The organism is Enterobacter sp. BNK-34 (assembly GCF_048684445.1).
Lineage (GTDB): Bacteria > Pseudomonadota > Gammaproteobacteria > Enterobacterales > Enterobacteriaceae > Enterobacter > Enterobacter pseudoroggenkampii.
The window spans coordinates 3095247-3111893 of sequence record NZ_JBLQUA010000001.1 but is presented as its reverse complement, the minus strand read 5'-3'; the positions used below and the strand labels follow the sequence as shown (position 1 = coordinate 3111893).

The window sequence follows — 16647 nt, the reverse complement described above, 5'->3', positions numbered from 1 at the left end:
TGGATTATCACCGGGAAATCGTTATGACTGACGACGTTATTGGGGCAGGAACCCACCAGCAACTGATTACCTTACTCACCGAGCAGGGCGCGCGGTTTCGCGTCATGGAGCACGAGGCGGTCGGGAAATGTGAAGCGGTAAGTGAAATTCGCGGAACCGATCTGCGGCAAGGCGCCAAAGCCCTGGTCTGCAAGGTGAAGGGAAACGGCGTAAAAAAACACGTTCTGGCGATCCTCGCCGCCGATCTGCAGGCTGACCTGAGCCAGCTTGCCAGTCATTTTGGCGGGCTAAAGGCCTCCCTCGCCAGCCCGGCCGAGGTCGATACCCTGACCGCCTGCGTTTTCGGCGCTATCCCGCCCTTTAGCTTCCATCCTGATTTGGCGCTGGTTGCCGACCCGCTGCTGTTCGAGCGTTTTGACGAAATCGCGTTTAACGCTGGCCTGCTGGAGAAATCCGTGATTATGGATACCCAGGATTACCTGCGCATCGCCCGTCCTGAGCTGGTAACTTTCCATAAAGCGTAACTACAATGGCTGACGCCCTGTCAGCCTTTTCGTTCCAGAAACAGCACGGAGGCAACGAGAATAACGGCAATAGCGAAAAACGATGAGGAGATAATCAGCGTTTCCACAAACATGTGATCGTTCATGATGGCGACCCCTTTTGCGATATCTGCCTCCGTTTTAATCCGCGTAAATGACAAGGTTATGACAACAATAAAATCTTTTTAAAACTGTCCTGCGTCGCGTTTGCGCGTACAGTAAGCAGGTTAATTATTCTGGCAAGGATTCCCTATGTTTGACCCTACTCTGCTCATTCTTCTGGCACTCGCCGCGCTCGGCTTTGTCAGCCATAACACCACGGTCGCCATCTCGATTCTGGTGCTTATTATTGTTCGCGTGACCCCGCTAAATACCTTTTTCCCGTGGATAGAAAAACAAGGCCTCACCATCGGGATAATCATTTTAACCATCGGGGTAATGGCGCCCATCGCCAGCGGTACGCTTCCTGCATCAACCCTGCTGCACTCGTTCGTAAACTGGAAATCGCTGGTGGCGATCGCGGTGGGGATTTTTGTGTCGTGGCTGGGCGGACGCGGCGTCACGCTAATGAGCAGCCAGCCCTCGCTGGTGGCGGGTCTGCTGGTGGGCACCGTGCTGGGCGTGGCGCTCTTCCGCGGCGTGCCGGTCGGCCCGCTGATTGCGGCAGGCCTTGTCTCGCTGTTTATCGGGAAGTCGTAGTCAGGCTGGCCATATAACGCGCCGGCGTCTGGCCCAGCCCCTTCCTGAACATGGTGATAAACGCGGTGGTCGAGTCATAGCCCAGTGACTGGGCCACCTGCTGTACCGATTTCCCACTAATCAAATGCTGTAACGCCACGATCAGCTGCAGCTGGTGACGCCAGCGGCGAAAGCTTAAACCGGTCTCTTTCACCACCAGCCGCGCCAGGCTGCGTTCGCTCATGGCAAAATGGCTCGCCCACTGCGCCAGCGTCTGCCAGGCGGCGGGCTCTTCCGCCATCTTCTCGCTCATCAGTCGAATTTTAGGATGGGGCGAGACGGGCAGCTGCAGGTGCTCCTGACGCTGGAGCGGCAGCTCGTCAAACAGGACGTCCACCAGGCGCGACGTGGTCGCAAGAGGAAGCTGCTCACGCGATTTTTCCGCCAGGGATAAAATCAGCTCCCGCACCAGAGGAGAGATTTTCAGGGTACAGCAGCGCTCGGGCAAGCTTGCCGCCCCCGGCTCAATAAACAAAAAGCAGAGCTGCGCGCCCGGCGTGGCCCTGTTGCTGTGCGGCATCTGGCCGGGGATCCAGACGGCATACTGGGGCGGAACCATCAGCATCGCATTTTCCACTTCGCAGGTGATTGCGCCGCCAAGGGCCAGAATCAGCTGCCCCTTACGGTGATGATGCCGGGGAATATATTGTTCCTCCGCCACCACCTGAATGCGAAATGCGACGGCCGCATCGTACTGGCTATCTGGATCGTAGCCCTCCAGTCCCAGACCAATCATCAGTTTGTCCGATATTAGCGATAAACTGTCATTTTAGCCTGATTTCAACCGCTGAGAAAATCGGTATTGTGTGCGCTCGCTTGAACGTATGAGAACATAATGACTACTGCTATTCGCACCTCAGGAAAACACGGCGCGCTGTTAATTGCAGGCATCCTGATGATTGCCACTACGCTTCGCGTCATTTTTACCGGCGCAGCGCCGCTGCTCGACACTATTCGTCTTGATTATGGCTTAAGCACGGCGCAAACCGGTCTGCTGACCACCCTGCCCCTGCTGGCTTTCGCCCTCGTCTCGCCGCTTGCCGCAGGCGTTGCCCGACGTATCGGCATGGAGCGCAGCCTGTTTATCGCCCTGCTGCTGATTTGCGCCGGAATTGCGGTTCGCTCTCTGCCTTCCGCCGCGCTGCTGTTTATCGGTACGGCGGTCATTGGCTGCGGTATTGCGCTCGGGAACGTGCTGTTACCCGGATTAATTAAGCGTGACTTTCCGGGCCAGGTGGCGAAGCTCACCGGTGCTTATTCCCTGACGATGGGCGTCTCGGCGGCGTTTGGATCAGCGATGATTGTTCCCCTGGCGCAGGGGAACGCGGGCTGGCATGGTGCACTGCTGATGCTGATGGCGTTTCCGCTGGTCGCGCTGCTGCTCTGGTTACCCCAGTGGCGTCAGAAACACGTTGCAGCGGTAACGGGCGCTGGCGCGCTGCATAATCGCGCCATCTGGCGCTCGGCGCTCGCCTGGCAGGTGACGCTCTTTTTAGGGATTAACTCGCTGATTTACTACGTCATCATCGGCTGGCTGCCGGCGATACTGCTGAGCCACGGCTACAGCGAAGCGCAGGCCGGCTCGGTGCACGGACTGCTGCAGCTGGCCACGGCCGTGCCGGGGCTTGCCGTGCCGCTGATCCTCCACCGTCTGAAAGATCAGCGGGCCATTGCAGGCGCAGTGGCGCTGCTGTGCGCGATAAGCGCGGCGGGATTATGGTTTATGCCAGGCATGGCGGTGATGTGGACGCTGGTGTTTGGCTTTGGCACAGGAGCAACGATGATCCTCGGCCTGACGTTCATCGGTCTGCGCGCCAGCTCCGCGCACCAGGCTGCGGCGCTGTCCGGCATGGCACAGTCGATTGGCTATCTGCTCGCCGCCTGCGGCCCTCCGCTGATGGGGAAAATTCACGATAGCGCAGGGGACTGGCGGATCCCGCTTCTGGGCTGCGCCCTGGCCGCGGTGATAATGGCCCTCTGCGGCATCTTAGCCGGGCGAAACCGGGAGATCGCGCCCCGTTAAGTGTGGCAGACCCTCGGGTCTGCCTTTTTTAACCGCGGGCCGCGCGCAGCATCGCCTGCACCAGCACGACCGGACGTCCTTCCAGCGCAGCACGCTCATGCTGGAATAAGGTGATCACGAAGAACGGGTGCGTGACCAGTTCTGCGGCGCGAATTTCTCCCTGGTCGTCCCAGCCCGTAACATGCATATCACCGCTTTCCAGCGCCTGCGCAAACGCCGGCGACACGCCATAGTTACAGTGATACCCCTCTTCAATTTCCGGTTTGCCGTACGCTTTGGCGATCAGCGTATTTTTGCGCAGTTCAATCGCATCGGTTTTTTCCACCAGCGAGCAGGTCAGCGGCGCAATCACCATGGTGCCTTCGGTATCCGTCTCAGCGTGTGCCGCATCAGCCCAGCCCAGCACGTTTCGGGCATACTCAATCAGCGCATGCTGGAACCCACCGCAGGTGCCCAGGAACGGGATGCTGTTTTCACGGGCATAGCGCGCGGCGATAAAAGCGGCCTCGGTGTTTTTATAGGGGCTGGCGGGTACCAGCCAGATGGCATCGTAGCCCACCAGATCTTCAGGGCTTGTCAGCTCCGTGGTGGCAAGCCAGTCGTAATCGGCGGTGAGGTCAAGTACTGCGGCGGCGTCGTCAATGGCCAGCGGGATCGCCTGATGCGCAATTACACTGGGATTGTAATCGCCAACCAGCGCAATGCGCAGCGTCGTTTTAACCGGGAGGTGTTCCATGAAAGGTTCCTTATGCCAGAGTATTATCAGATAACATAAGGAACCTCAGACTACCGATCTTTTGCAATTATCACAATACCTTAAATTGGGAGGGTGGAATCATGATTCAATGCAAACGCGTGTACGAACAGGCAGGCCCTGACGACGGTTATCGGGTACTGGTGGACAGGCTGTGGCCGCGCGGTGTTAAGAAAACGGACCTCGCGTATGACGAATGGTGTAAAGCGCTCACGCCCTCAACTGAACTACGCAAGGCCTTTCATAGCGAAACCATTGATTTCGCCGCCTTCAGTCAGGCCTATCGGGAAGAGCTGACGCAGCATGCTGACGAGGGCGTGCGTCTGGCAACGCTGGCGCACGGGCAGACCGTCACCCTGCTCTTTGCTGCCAAAAACACGGAGCAAAATCACGCCCTGGTCTTAGCCGACTGGCTGCGCCACCTGTGATCAGCCGATCGCCAGCTCATCGAGGATTTGCGGCGCTTCATCGGGGGTGAGCGGCATCAGATGTTCGGCGCGGACAAACGCAAAGCCGTGCTGATTGTCAAAGGCGTAGACATCCCCCGTCACCAGCCAGAGCGCACGATCTGCGGTGGTCGGTAATTGCGTCATCACGCCGTTGACCGGGTTAACGAAGCGCAGGCCAGGCTGGCACAGGCCAAACAGCTCAACAGATTTACCAATATTTCGACGGCCTGACGCCGTGCGGGCACCCACGATCATCGCCATGCTGCCCGGTTTTAGCTGAAACATACTTCTCTCGCGGAAACGAACGCCAGAAACTGGCTAAGATTAATCCTAAAGAGAAGTGTATCGCAGGCGGTATCCGTCTGTCACCTGGTGGGTTGAGGATGATCGCGGCGATAGAGCGTCCATTCATCGATCACTTCGCCGCCCGGTAATTTGCACTCGGTGCGAACGCCCTGCGGACTTTGAACCGGGATCTGTTCCCCGCCTTTCTCCAGGCAGTAGACGGAGGCCGGGTTCGCCATACCGATAACGTGCGGCGGTTTCGGTGCATCGGGTGGCGTGGTTTTTGCGGTGCAGGCGGCCAGGGGAAGCGCCAGCGCCAGAAGCAGAAATCTCATCTCATTGATCCTTGTGACATCATGACAGTTTAAGGGTAACGGGTCATCGCCGCGTTCTCCATGATTTCTCCATTTTAACTGCACTTTTCAGCACTATAGTGTGGCATGTTCTCGATATGACCAGAGAACATCATTCCGTAATCAAGATGTCTTTGCCCCGGTCTCAACAACGGGGCTTTTTTTCTATCCTGCTGCCCGCTCCCTGCATATATTAAATTTTCTGTATTCATGTTTTACTATGCCAGAAGCCTAAAAACTCAGCATAACATGCAGATGCAGACGTCTTCTGCCTGGGAGTCATTCTACGTCATGTCGGATCTTATCCTCGCTCGCGTTTCAGAAACCCTTGCCACCGAGCAATCCCTTGAAAGCCTCGTTCGCCAGCTGCTGGAGATGCTGGAGATTGTCACCGACATGGAGTCGACCTACCTGACGAAGGTGGATATCGAGGCGCGGCTGCAGCACATCCTCTATGCCCGCAACAGCAAACAGATGACGATCCCGGAGGGGTTGAGCGTCCCATGGGATGAGACGCTGTGCAAACGCGCGCTGGACAGTGACACGATGTTCAGCAACGACGTGCCCGAACGCTGGCCCGAGTGTGAAGCTGCAAAAGCGCTTGGCATTACCACCTACATGAGTATTCCAGTCCATCTTGCGGATGGTTCACTTTACGGAACGCTCTGCGCCACCAGCACGGCCAGAAAGCCGCTGAGCGAGCGCGGTGAACAGGTTCTGAAGCTCTTCGCCGGGCTGATTGCCCAGTCCATTCAGAAAGAGTCGCTGGTGACCCAGCTTCGCGAAGCCAATGCGGCCCTCATCGCGCACTCCTATACGGATGCCCTTACCGGTTTACCCAACCGTCGCGCCATTTTTGAAGATCTGACCACCCTCTTTTCTCTGGCCCGGCACCTGAAGCGTAACGCCATCATCGCATTTATCGATCTGGATGATTTCAAGCTGATTAACGATCGTTACGGCCACGAGGCTGGCGACCAGTTCCTGATAGAAGTGGGCAAGCGTTTGACCGAAGAGAAACAGCAGGACGATATTATCGGTCGTCTGGGGGGTGATGAATTTCTGGTCGCGTCGCTGAGCCAGCCCCACCAGGACGGGGATAACGCGCAGCTTACGTTGCTCAAAACGCGCCTCAGCGCCTGCATCGCCGGCGAATACTGGCTGGGCAGCGTTCATATTATTTATCCGGGCGCCAGCTTCGGCGTTATCGAAGTGGACCCTGCCGCAACCGATCCTGACAGCGCGTTACGCGCCGCGGATGTGGCGATGTATCAGGATAAGAAAGGAAAAAGCAAAACACGCTTTCTCACCATGGATTAACCCCGTACACTCTACGGCGTTATTGAAACCGAAACAGGTGATGGTATGAGAATAGGGATCCTTTTCCCGGTCGTTATATTTATAACGGCGGTGGTTTTTTTAGCGTGGTTTTTTGTCGGCGGCTACGCGGCTCCGGGAGCATAAATGCGGAAGACAACCGTCATTATGCTGATCGTTGCCATTGCGGCGTTTGCCGGCACGCAGCTTGGCTGGTGGTAAACCCGATACGTAAAAAGGCCGCCATCCGGCAGCCTTTTTCATCGCTTTCAGAACTTAGCTTTTGATCTTTCTGTAGATAAACAGAACAACCAGCGCACCGATCACCGCGACGGCGAAACTGCCGAAGTTAAAGCCATCGACCTTGCCAAAACCGAACAGCGTACTGATCCAGCCGCCGACTACCGCGCCGACAATACCCAGTATTACGGTGACGATAAACCCACCGCCATCTTTGCCCGGCATGATCCACTTCGCCAGAATACCCGCAATAAGCCCAAAGATAATCCAGGATAAAATTCCCATAACTTTCCTCTCTGTATGGTTTTTGTCATTAAATCAACGACACAAAAAAGAATAGCACAGGATCTGAGAAAGGAAATTTGTGATAAGCATCACTCTATGTGGTTTTTCTCCTGTCATACCCCAACAAACGCGTACCGGTTACGTCCCGCGCGTTTTGCCTGATAGAGCGCCTGGTCAGCGGCGATAATGATATTCTGCTGGCTGCCCGCGATGTCGACGGCACGTGCGGTAGAAATTCCGACGCTGACCGTTACCCGCCCAAAGGGGCTAAAGGCATGGACGATTTGCAGCGAGAACACGTTGCGAATAATCGTCTGGGCCAGACGAAGCGCTTCCTGGATGTCCGTATCAGGTAATATCAGCGCAAACTCCTCTCCGCCGTAGCGCGCCACGATCTGATTACCACGAGTAAGACTCTCCCTGAGACTGTTTCCCAGCAGCGCCAGACAGCGGTCCCCTTCCGGATGGCCGTAGTTATCGTTGTATTTTTTGAAGAAGTCCACGTCCACAATCAGTATCGAAATCGGTGCATCATGCGCGGCACAAAGCACGATTTCCGAGAGGATTTTTTCATCAAAAATGCGACGGTTGTAAAGCCCGGTCAGCGCATCCTCAGAGGCGATAATCTTCAGCGCCTTGTTATCTCTGGTTTTTCTGGATAAGTCGGAATACAGGAAGTATGACGCGACGATGAGTATCGCCGTGAACACGAAAATGAGTACCGCCAGCTGAATCGCCTGCTTGCGCCAGGGTGCAAGGGCCTCATCAATGCTGACGGCCACGGTGGTGACCAGCCCGTAGCGTCTGTTTTTCTCATAGGCATAAATGCGTTCGATCTTATCAAACCGCGAAATGGAACTGGCTATCCCGGTATTTTGTACCTTGAGGTATTTCCTGAAGAGCGGTGAATCGGAAACAATCGTGCCAATATAGGTATTTTTAAAAGGATAACGGACCAGCAGCACGCCTGACTCTGTTGTTAAGCCAATGACGCCCGCGTGACCAATATTAATCTGCCCGTAGAGCGCGAGAAAATTTTCGATACCCAGGGTCACCACCACAACACCGTTAAATGCCCCGGTGTGGGTTTCAAGGCGCCGACTAATGGTGATGACCCATTTACCATTGGTTCTGCTGACTACGGGCTCGCCAATAAAAATCTGCTGATTTTTATTTTCCTTGTGATAGATAAAAAATGACCTGTCCGATCCTTTGCGTGGGCCCGTAAAAGTTTCGTGCAACGCGGTAAAGATATCGCCCTGAGCATCGTAAACAACCACATTATTAATCTGGGTAAGGAGATTATCCTGATTATTTATCATCCGCTGAATATGGGTCGCCTGCTGCGGGGTCATACCATAAATTTCGATTATGTCGGAAACGGTAGTAATTAACATTTCACTCTGGCGCATGATCCCCTCGGTGTACACATCAAGGGTATGGCTCAGGTTAGCGACGCTGGTATTAATTTGCTGGATTGACTGCTGTCTGGACGTGGCAATTTGGACGGCAAGCGACAGCGAGATGATCAATGAGACAATGATGACGGTAATGGTTGTTGTGTAAAAAGTATTTTTCACATGCACGAGCTTTTCCACCTTATCACGCCTGACATCCCTGGCTGACAACTCTTGTCACTGTAACAAAGCTCAGGATAAGAGGAAAATGAATTGCACTTAAGCATGCAACAGAAGCTCGTCGTAATTTCGTTTTACAAACTTACCGTCTCCCGGGGCTTAGATAAAATGACTTTAATAAAATCGATATAGGAGACGGGCTTACCAAAATAATAACCCTGTAACAGCGTAATCTCATTACGGTTGAGATACTCCAGCTGCGCTTTCGTTTCTACGCCTTCAGCCACAATGCGTAATGAGAGTTTTTTCGCCAGGTCAATGACGCAGTCCAGCAGGATCGTTGAGTCTTTTTCATCTGAAACCCGGTTCACAAAGCTTTTATCAATTTTAATATAATCAATGGCAAGCGCATTAAGGCATGAAAGACCTGAATAGCCGGTACCAAAATCATCCAGTGCAATGACAAAACCGGCGTTATGCAGCATGTTAAGGTTTTCCACCAGGTGAGGATTATCGATCAGCGGCTCACGCTCGGTCACCTCGAGAACCAATTTGACTTCTTTACCCTGAAACCCCTTCCCGAAGACGCGACAATCACCGATGAAGGATGGCGCATTGATGTGTCTGGCGCTGATGTTCACCCCGATATGAAACCCGTCCGGGAGCTTAGGCAAAAGCGGCTTAAGCTGCATCACCACTTTCGCCATCAACCCTTTGGTTAGCGGAATAATCAAACCGCTACGTTCGGCAATCGGAATAAAGACATCCGGTGGAATAAAGCCTGACTTTGGATGCTTCCATCTTGCCAGGACTTCAACGCCATACAGCCCGCCGGTATCACCGTTCACGATCGGCTGGTAATACGGCACGATCTCCCCCTGCAAAATGGCCTTACGTAAGTCGTCTTCAAATGAGGTGCTTTTCCCCTTGTAACGGCGGATCAAAATGCCCACCGCCACCGATAGCACGAGAATCAGTAGTATCAGGCTCCATCCCTGTTGCAGCAGCCGCGTCAGGCTAAAAAAGGCAGGCGGTTGCCAGGCCAGACTAAAGGGGAATTGTGTAGATGCCGTAAGTGACCCCGTCCACGAGGCCGCTTTCCAGCCGGTCACATCACCGTTGCGCCCAAGCATGCTATTGCCGACAACCAACCCCAGGTCAACGCCGTTTGATGCGTTCGCGATGACGTCCTGCAAATGTGCATCACTGACGCTGACGATGACACGCCCTCCCGCGATGGGCATCTGGAAGACAAGCACCGGGACGCCGTTCACCAGTCGATTGCCGGGCAGCAGCATCAATTTATGTTCAGGTAACGTCTCCGGATGCACAATCAATACGCCATTCCCGGGAAGGGAAGTACAGGTGATTTTACCCTGCTGCTGGATCATGATGGCGCGCAGATGTGGTTTTAGCGCGGCTTCTGTCCCCAGCGCCAGCTGTCCGCTGCTGGTACACCCCTGCTCCGCAACGCGCTTCGCCGTGCTGGCCGCACTGACGGCTTCCGCCAGGATACTTTCTATTTTCTGGGTGCTTGCCATGGCGGTATGACTATTATTAGCCTTCGCCATCTGCCATAGCTGCCAGTTAATAATCAGAATGCCGCTCAGAAAAAGAAACAAGGCACTCAGAATAGGGATCATCACGTTGCGCACGATGTTTTCCTTAATAGAAAAAACAAGCATCGATGTTCTGGAAGAAGAGCCTGTACTTACCCGGTATTGCTTATAACAATGAAAATAGCTTAGCTGAGAATTGTCTTAAAAAACTGATACTTTCGTATGAGTTCACCTGCCCGAATTTGATCACCTGACGTGATTATCAGGCTTGTGCCTTGCCCTGGCTGTGTTAAGATTTGTCAAATCAGGGAGCGGACAGGATAACTGGAAAATGAAAAAACTCGTTGCCGTTGCGATCGTTTCAACGCTCCTGGTCATCCTGTCTCTTTATGCGGTCAATGCTGTTATCGTGGGGCAGCAAAAGAGCAAACAGCGTGAGATATCCCTTACCCTATTACATTATTCGGAAGACCTGTCCCAAAGCATAGCGCTGGCCCTTAAAAGCATTACTACGCAGGGATGTGATAAAACCAGTCTTGATAGTTACAGACAAATAACGCTGAATAACTATTATTTCGACGATATTGGTTTTATCGAGAAGGGAAAAATAGTCTGTACTGCTTTTTGGGGTAAACTTGCAACGCCCGTAGCGCTTCCTGCGGAACTGCATAAAACGCCGAGAGGCTTTCTTCTGGCGCAGTTTTCCAGAAAAGATTTTTTCACGGGCAATGCGGCAATTTATAATAATATTATTATCTTCACCACTCGCTATGCTTACGATAAATTCACCCCGGTTACGGCAAGCTATTCTCTGAGTACCACCACCAAAGACTTCGGCAGAACCTTTTTTACGACCTCCCCTGAGCTAACACAGCAGAGCTGGCTGCATTCGTCGTTGTTTACCCTGACCCTGACGCAGTGCAGCGCCTTCTGGGACCTATGCGTCATCGTGAAGCATCACGATGCAGGGCTGGCCTCGTTACCCCTGTTTATCTTTTCGTTTCTCACGGTCATACTCTTTTTTATCTGGGTCGCGATAACGTTATTTATATTCCGTATCTATGAAGATCGTTTTTCTCTGGAACGTACGCTGATCAAGGCCGTCCTGACCAATACCATCAGCGTTAACTACCAGCCTATTATCCGCATTCACGATCAAAAAATCGTGGGTGTAGAAGTTCTGTCGCGATGGCGCGACCAAAAGCATGGGGACGTCTCTCCGGAGCTGTTTATCCCATTAATAAAAAAAATCGGTCTGTATAAAAAATATTATAATAATATTATCGAAAAATCCCTCTCAGAAATTGCCCCGCTGGCGATTAAACATCAGCTGATCGTCTCCATTAACGTTGGGCGGAAGGAAATTGAAGATGGGCAGTTCATTAACATTTTGCGTCGAGCGTGTTTAGCCAATCACTTTCCCCTTTCTCTGATGAAGGTCGAACTTTCTGAGAAAGCCGTTTCCACGGCAGATATCCTCGAGGGGTTCTGTCAGGAGCTCAAGTCGCTCGGCGTTAAAATATCAATAGATGATTTTGGCGTGCAAAATTCAAACCTCGCCCGCCTGTCGCTGCTTGAATATGATGAGATTAAAATCGATAAGTCACTGGTGGATGGCATCAGCGAACATTATAAGCAAAACATCTTTGCTATCTTCAGCGATGCCCTCGCGAAGTTGAATAAAACGCTTGTTTTCGAGGGCGTGGAAAATGAAGTTCAGTATCGCTTTATTGCGAGCCGATATCCCGATGCGCTGATTCAGGGATGGTATTTTTCAAAAGCACTCACCCGGAGCGAGCTGGCGAAACGACTCACCGGTGTTGCACCGTAACCAGAAGCCTGGCATGACCTTTTTTTAGATTTGGCGTTTCCATTTTTTACGCAAAAACATATAGTCGTCACAATCAGATGGTAGATTCCCCGGAAACACACTCTTATTTTGGTTAAAAACGTGAAATTATCCTTACTTTTTCCAGTGGTACTCTTTTTTCTGACCGTGATTTTCGTGCTGTTTATCGACAAACCTGCTTCGCATATTCTGCGGAAAAAATGCATGTGGTCCGATAGCGTGATGCTGAGCTGTATCGCAAAGCATCAGCATAACGGTTTTTAAAGCAGACTATTCATTTCCCCACTGATTGAGGAAATTCGCAATATCATCAATGCGACCCGCACGGATCCCGGCCTCAGCGGCCATCTCCTGCTGAGCCTCCTCGCTGATCTCCTCATTATTCGATAAACGGGTGAGCAGCAGCTGGAAATAATGCGCCAGCGCGTCGCGCTCTGACTCAGCGACCGGGTCAGCGGCTTCCGTCGCATACTCATCGGCAATGTCATAATATTTCAGTGGGATATCGTTGTTCATAACTGTCTCGTCGCTAACCTGTAAAGGTAAAGCCATCAGTATATCGGACGCCTCACCTCAACCAAAGCATTGCTTCAGAAGAGTAACGCAAGCAGCGCTGCGAACGCGGGCGCGGCCTGCACATACAAAATTTTTCGGCTGGCGGTGGCTGCGCCAAAGAGACCGGCGATCAATACGCAGGCCAGGAAGAAGATGGCCACCTGAATACCCTTTTCACCGAGCCAGAGGCTCCAGAGCAGGCCGGCTGCCAGAAAACCGTTATACAGCCCCTGATTTGCAGCCAGCACGCGGGTGTCGCGCGCAAAGTCGGGACGCAGATTGAAGGCCTTGTGCCCTGTTTTGGTATTCCACAGGAACATTTCCAGCACAAGAATGTAGAGATGGATGAGTGCAACGACAGCGATAAGGACAGTGGCTAGCATCGTGTTGTCTCCCGCAGGCAGAGGCAAAAAAAACGGGAACCCTCAGGCCCCCGCTCTTGTTTAACCCAGAAACTGGATTACATGTTCGCGATAATCGCGTCGCCAAACTCTGAACATTTCAGCAGCTTAGCGCCTTCCATCAGACGTTCGAAATCGTAAGTTACGGTTTTCGCGTTAATCGCGCCTTCCATACCTTTAACGATCAGGTCTGCGGCTTCGAACCATTCCATGTGGCGCAGCATCATCTCTGCGGACAGGATGATAGAGCCTGGGTTCACTTTGTCCTGACCTGCGTATTTTGGCGCAGTACCGTGGGTCGCTTCGAACAGGGCGCACTCGTCACCGATGTTCGCGCCAGGGGCGATACCGATACCGCCAACCTGTGCTGCCAGAGCGTCAGAGATGTAGTCACCGTTCAGGTTCATACAGGCAATCACGTCGTATTCTGCAGGACGCAGCAGGATCTGCTGCAGGAACGCATCGGCGATCACATCTTTAATGATGATCTCTTTGCCGGTGTTCGGGTTCTTGATCTTCTGCCATGGGCCGCCGTCGATCAGCTCACCGCCGAACTCTTCTTTCGCCAACTGGTAACCCCAGTCTTTGAACGCGCCTTCGGTGAACTTCATGATGTTGCCTTTGTGAACCAGGGTCACAGAGTCACGGTCGTTGGTGATTGCATATTCGATGGCTGCACGCACCAGACGCTTGGTCCCTTCTTCGGAGCACGGCTTAATGCCGATACCGCAATGCTCAGGGAAGCGAATTTTCTTCACGCCCATCTCTTCGCGCAGGAATTTAATCACTTTTTCTGCGTCAGCAGAGTCCGCTTTCCATTCGATACCCGCGTAGATGTCTTCTGAGTTTTCGCGGAAGATAACCATATCGGTCAGTTCAGGGTGCTTAACCGGGCTAGGGGTGCCCTGATAGTAACGAACCGGACGCAGACATACGTACAGGTCCAGCTCCTGACGCAGTGCAACGTTCAGGGAACGGATACCGCCGCCAACTGGCGTCGTCAGTGGGCCTTTAATAGCAACGCGGTAGTCGCGGATCAGGTCCAGCGTTTCTGCTGGCAGCCAGACGTCCTGGCCATAAACTTGAGTAGATTTCTCACCGGTGTAAATTTCCATCCAGGAAATTTTACGCTCGCCTTTGTAGGCTTTCTCAACAGCGGCATCAACCACTTTCAGCATTGCCGGGGTAACGTCTACACCGATACCGTCACCTTCGATGAACGGGATAATCGGATTGTGAGGAACGTTAATCTTGCCGTTTTGCAGGGTGATCTTTTTACCTTCCGCCGGAACAACTACTTTGCTTTCCATTAACCTCTCCTTCGAGCGCTTCTGGTTGTTACTGATCTTATGTTAATAAATTGTAATGAGCCCTTCGATAGTACCTGATTGTCCTGCGCCATGAAAGGTCTTCGTTATTAGGCTATAATGCGGCAATTGATAACGCCTGAAAATACCATGAAGAAAACTTCTTTTACAAAACACCGGGTTGAGCGATTCAGCTCGCGACAAGCCGCCAGAAGACCGCAGGAAACCCAGCCGGTGCGGGTTATTTTGTTCAATAAACCCTACGATGTTTTGCCGCAGTTTACCGATGAAGCCGGGCGCAGCACGCTGAAGGACTATATACCTGTTCAGGGCGTCTACGCCGCGGGCCGTCTGGACCGCGACAGCGAAGGCCTTCTGGTTTTAACCAACGACGGCGCCTTGCAGGCGAAGCTCACGCAGCCCGGGAAACGCACCGGTAAAATTTACTTCGTCCAGGTCGAAGGCGAGCCGGACGAAGAAACGCTGGAAAAATTACGCAGCGGCGTGACGCTGAACGACGGCCCCACCCTGCCTGCAGGTATTGAACGCGTGAATGAACCGGAGTGGCTGTGGCCGCGCAACCCGCCGATTCGCGAACGCAAATCCATTCCGACAAGCTGGCTCAAAATTACCCTTTATGAAGGCCGCAACCGCCAGGTTCGCCGCATGACCGCGCACGTCGGCTTCCCTACCCTGCGTCTGATTCGCTACGCTATGGGCAGCTACACGCTGGAAACGCTGGCAAACGGCGAATGGCGAGACGTCACCCCTTAAGGAGTCACTATGTTTAAACCTCATGTCACGGTTGCCTGCGTGGTCCACGCTAAGGGTAAATTCCTTGTTGTCGAAGAGAGCATTAACGGCAAAGCGCTGTGGAACCAGCCTGCCGGGCATCTTGAAGCCAATGAGACCCTGCTGCAGGCCGCGAAACGCGAGCTGTGGGAAGAGACCGGCATTCACGCTGAACCCCAGCACTTCATCCGTATGCACCAGTGGATCGCGCCCGATCACACTCCGTTCCTGCGCTTTTTATTTGCCGTTGAGCTTAGCGAAACGTGCGCCACAGAGCCGCAGGATGACGATATCGACCGCTGTCTGTGGGTCACTGCCGACGAGATCCTGAACGCGCCAAACCTGCGCTCGCCGCTGGTTGCAGAAAGCATTCGCTGCTGGCAGTCTGCTGGCCGCTTACCGCTGGATGTCATCGGCGCATTTAACTGGCCGTTTACAGAGGGTGCCAATGGTGGGGGGGCGTGATAGAATACGCCGCCTTGAAGTTCAATGTCGTGAGTATTCCATGTCAGATAACAGCCAGAAAAAAGTGATCGTCGGCATGTCCGGCGGTGTCGATTCCTCCGTTTCCGCCTACCTGTTACAGCAACAGGGCTATAAGGTGGAGGGCCTGTTCATGAAGAACTGGGAGGAAGATGATGGCGAGGAATACTGCACTGCCGCTGCGGATCTCGCCGATGCGCAGGCCGTATGCGATAAGCTCGGCATTGAACTGCACACCGTTAACTTTGCCGCAGAATACTGGGACAACGTGTTTGAACTGTTCCTCGAAGAGTACAAAGCGGGCCGCACGCCGAACCCGGATATTCTGTGCAACAAAGAGATCAAATTTAAGGCCTTCCTCGAATTCGCTGCAGAAGATCTGGGCGCAGACTACATCGCGACCGGTCACTACGTGCGTCGTGCAGACGTGAATGGCAAAAGCCAGCTGCTGCGCGGTCTGGACGGCAATAAAGATCAAAGCTATTTCCTCTATACGCTGAGCCACGAGCAAATCGCCCAGAGCCTGTTCCCGGTCGGCGAGCTGGAAAAGCCGCAGGTGCGTAAAATCGCCGAAGAACTGGACCTGATCACCGCGAAGAAAAAAGACTCTACCGGCATCTGCTTCATTGGCGAGCGCAAATTCCGCGATTTCCTGGGACGTTACCTGCCCGCACAGCCGGGTAAAATTGTCACCGTCGACGGTGAAGAGATTGGCCAGCATCAAGGGCTGATGTACCACACGCTCGGCCAGCGTAAAGGCCTGGGTATCGGCGGAACCAAAGAAGGTAGCGAAGATCCGTGGTATGTTGTCGACAAAGACGTCGAAAACAATATTCTGGTTGTTGCCCAGGGTCACGATCATCCGCGTCTGATGTCCGTTGGCCTTATCGCCCAGCAGCTGCACTGGGTCGATCGTGAGCCGCTGAAAGGCACGCTGCGCTGCACGGTGAAAACCCGCTACCGCCAGACCGATATTCCTTGCACCATTACCGCGCTTGATGACGATCGCATTGACGTGCGCTTCGACGAGCCGGTCGCCGCCGTCACCCCGGGTCAGTCTGCTGTCTTCTACAGCGGTGAGATCTGCCTGGGCGGCGGGATCATTGAACAGCGCCTGCCGCTGCCTGCTGTTTAATAC

General features: G+C 53.4%; 21 protein-coding genes. 10 read left to right on the top strand and 11 right to left on the bottom strand.

Annotated features, from left to right (window positions below):
- Positions 1–23: 23 nt before the first annotated feature.
- Complete coding sequence (locus ACMGG5_RS15245; RefSeq protein WP_047651996.1) at positions 24–524, top strand: YbaK/prolyl-tRNA synthetase associated domain-containing protein; 501 nt, start codon at positions 24–26, stop codon at positions 522–524.
- A gap of 20 nt (positions 525–544) precedes the next feature.
- Here the strand turns inward: ACMGG5_RS15245 and yoaI are convergent, their stop codons facing one another.
- Complete coding sequence (yoaI, locus tag ACMGG5_RS15240) at positions 545–649, bottom strand: small membrane protein YoaI (protein WP_010430055.1); 105 nt, start codon at positions 647–649, stop codon at positions 545–547.
- 145 nt (positions 650–794) lie between these two features.
- Between yoaI and ACMGG5_RS15235 the strand changes: the two genes are divergently transcribed.
- Positions 795–1241 (top strand): DUF441 domain-containing protein, encoded by a 447-nt coding sequence (locus ACMGG5_RS15235; RefSeq protein WP_024908579.1) that lies wholly within the window; start codon positions 795–797, stop codon positions 1239–1241.
- On the opposite strand, the gene ACMGG5_RS15230 is transcribed toward ACMGG5_RS15235, so the two are convergent.
- Positions 1225–2016, bottom strand: coding sequence for an AraC family transcriptional regulator (locus ACMGG5_RS15230; protein WP_048990780.1), 792 nt, complete (start codon positions 2014–2016; stop codon positions 1225–1227). The two genes, ACMGG5_RS15235 and ACMGG5_RS15230, sit on opposite strands and share 17 nt — an antisense overlap.
- 99 nt (positions 2017–2115) lie before the next feature.
- On the opposite strand from ACMGG5_RS15230, the gene ACMGG5_RS15225 reads away from it, so the two are divergent.
- Positions 2116–3303 (top strand): CynX/NimT family MFS transporter, encoded by a 1188-nt coding sequence (locus ACMGG5_RS15225; protein WP_420278118.1) that lies wholly within the window; start codon positions 2116–2118, stop codon positions 3301–3303.
- 28 nt (positions 3304–3331) lie between these two features.
- On the opposite strand, the gene ACMGG5_RS15220 is transcribed toward ACMGG5_RS15225, so the two are convergent.
- Positions 3332–4039 (bottom strand): CTP synthase, encoded by a 708-nt coding sequence (locus ACMGG5_RS15220; protein WP_024908582.1) that lies wholly within the window; start codon positions 4037–4039, stop codon positions 3332–3334.
- A gap of 101 nt (positions 4040–4140) precedes the next feature.
- On the opposite strand from ACMGG5_RS15220, the gene ACMGG5_RS15215 reads away from it, so the two are divergent.
- Positions 4141–4485, top strand: coding sequence for a DUF488 domain-containing protein (locus ACMGG5_RS15215; protein WP_420278117.1), 345 nt, complete (start codon positions 4141–4143; stop codon positions 4483–4485).
- On the opposite strand, the gene ACMGG5_RS15210 is transcribed toward ACMGG5_RS15215, so the two are convergent.
- Complete coding sequence (locus ACMGG5_RS15210; protein ID WP_032650897.1) at positions 4486–4791, bottom strand: periplasmic protein; 306 nt, start codon at positions 4789–4791, stop codon at positions 4486–4488.
- 80 nt (positions 4792–4871) lie between these two features.
- A complete protein-coding gene (locus ACMGG5_RS15205; protein ID WP_024908585.1) occupies positions 4872–5126 on the bottom strand; it encodes a DUF333 domain-containing protein in 255 nt (84 codons plus the stop codon).
- A gap of 309 nt (positions 5127–5435) precedes the next feature.
- Between ACMGG5_RS15205 and ACMGG5_RS15200 the strand changes: the two genes are divergently transcribed.
- Positions 5436–6464: a sensor domain-containing diguanylate cyclase gene (locus tag ACMGG5_RS15200; RefSeq protein WP_048990801.1), complete on the top strand. Its 1029-nt coding sequence runs from the start codon at positions 5436–5438 to the stop codon at positions 6462–6464.
- A gap of 45 nt (positions 6465–6509) precedes the next feature.
- The gene (locus tag ACMGG5_RS15195; protein ID WP_014883431.1) at positions 6510–6608 is read left to right on the top strand and encodes a YoaK family small membrane protein; all 99 of its coding nucleotides are present in this window, start codon (positions 6510–6512) and stop codon (positions 6606–6608) included.
- A gap of 129 nt (positions 6609–6737) precedes the next feature.
- On the opposite strand, the gene ACMGG5_RS15190 is transcribed toward ACMGG5_RS15195, so the two are convergent.
- The 3 genes from ACMGG5_RS15190 to ACMGG5_RS15180 all read right to left on the bottom strand — a co-directional run bounded on the left by ACMGG5_RS15190 (position 6738) and on the right by ACMGG5_RS15180 (position 10218).
- Positions 6738–6986 carry a GlsB/YeaQ/YmgE family stress response membrane protein gene (locus tag ACMGG5_RS15190; protein WP_008500746.1) on the bottom strand — a complete coding sequence of 83 codons (249 nt, stop codon included), beginning with the start codon at positions 6984–6986 and terminating at the stop codon, positions 6738–6740.
- 113 nt (positions 6987–7099) lie between these two features.
- Entirely contained in the window at positions 7100–8584 is a 1485-nt protein-coding gene (locus ACMGG5_RS15185) for a sensor domain-containing diguanylate cyclase (protein ID WP_420278116.1), read from the bottom strand.
- Between the two features lie 113 nt (positions 8585–8697).
- Positions 8698–10218 (bottom strand): EAL domain-containing protein, encoded by a 1521-nt coding sequence (locus ACMGG5_RS15180; protein WP_420278115.1) that lies wholly within the window; start codon positions 10216–10218, stop codon positions 8698–8700.
- 235 nt (positions 10219–10453) lie between these two features.
- On the opposite strand from ACMGG5_RS15180, the gene ACMGG5_RS15175 reads away from it, so the two are divergent.
- Positions 10454–11953 (top strand): cyclic diguanylate phosphodiesterase, encoded by a 1500-nt coding sequence (locus ACMGG5_RS15175; RefSeq protein WP_024908589.1) that lies wholly within the window; start codon positions 10454–10456, stop codon positions 11951–11953.
- A gap of 288 nt (positions 11954–12241) precedes the next feature.
- Here the strand turns inward: ACMGG5_RS15175 and ACMGG5_RS15170 are convergent, their stop codons facing one another.
- The 3 genes from ACMGG5_RS15170 to icd all read right to left on the bottom strand — a co-directional run bounded on the left by ACMGG5_RS15170 (position 12242) and on the right by icd (position 14237).
- The gene (locus tag ACMGG5_RS15170; protein ID WP_032657954.1) at positions 12242–12487 is read right to left on the bottom strand and encodes a YmjA family protein; all 246 of its coding nucleotides are present in this window, start codon (positions 12485–12487) and stop codon (positions 12242–12244) included.
- Between the two features lie 74 nt (positions 12488–12561).
- Positions 12562–12909, bottom strand: coding sequence for a DUF1304 domain-containing protein (locus ACMGG5_RS15165; protein WP_420278114.1), 348 nt, complete (start codon positions 12907–12909; stop codon positions 12562–12564).
- 77 nt (positions 12910–12986) lie between these two features.
- Complete coding sequence (gene icd, locus ACMGG5_RS15160) at positions 12987–14237, bottom strand: NADP-dependent isocitrate dehydrogenase (RefSeq protein ID WP_008500752.1); 1251 nt, start codon at positions 14235–14237, stop codon at positions 12987–12989.
- A gap of 117 nt (positions 14238–14354) precedes the next feature.
- On the opposite strand from icd, the gene rluE reads away from it, so the two are divergent.
- Genes rluE through mnmA form a run of 3 tightly spaced genes read left to right on the top strand, consistent with a single transcriptional unit; the run spans position 14355 to position 16644 of the window.
- Positions 14355–15008, top strand: a complete 654-nt coding sequence (gene rluE / locus ACMGG5_RS15155) for a 23S rRNA pseudouridine(2457) synthase RluE (RefSeq protein ID WP_420278113.1) — start codon at positions 14355–14357, stop codon at positions 15006–15008.
- A gap of 9 nt (positions 15009–15017) precedes the next feature.
- Positions 15018–15491 carry an NUDIX hydrolase gene (locus ACMGG5_RS15150; RefSeq protein ID WP_023292763.1) on the top strand — a complete coding sequence of 158 codons (474 nt, stop codon included), beginning with the start codon at positions 15018–15020 and terminating at the stop codon, positions 15489–15491.
- A gap of 40 nt (positions 15492–15531) precedes the next feature.
- Complete coding sequence (gene mnmA / locus ACMGG5_RS15145) at positions 15532–16644, top strand: tRNA 2-thiouridine(34) synthase MnmA (protein ID WP_032657963.1); 1113 nt, start codon at positions 15532–15534, stop codon at positions 16642–16644.
- Positions 16645–16647 lie beyond the last annotated feature (3 nt).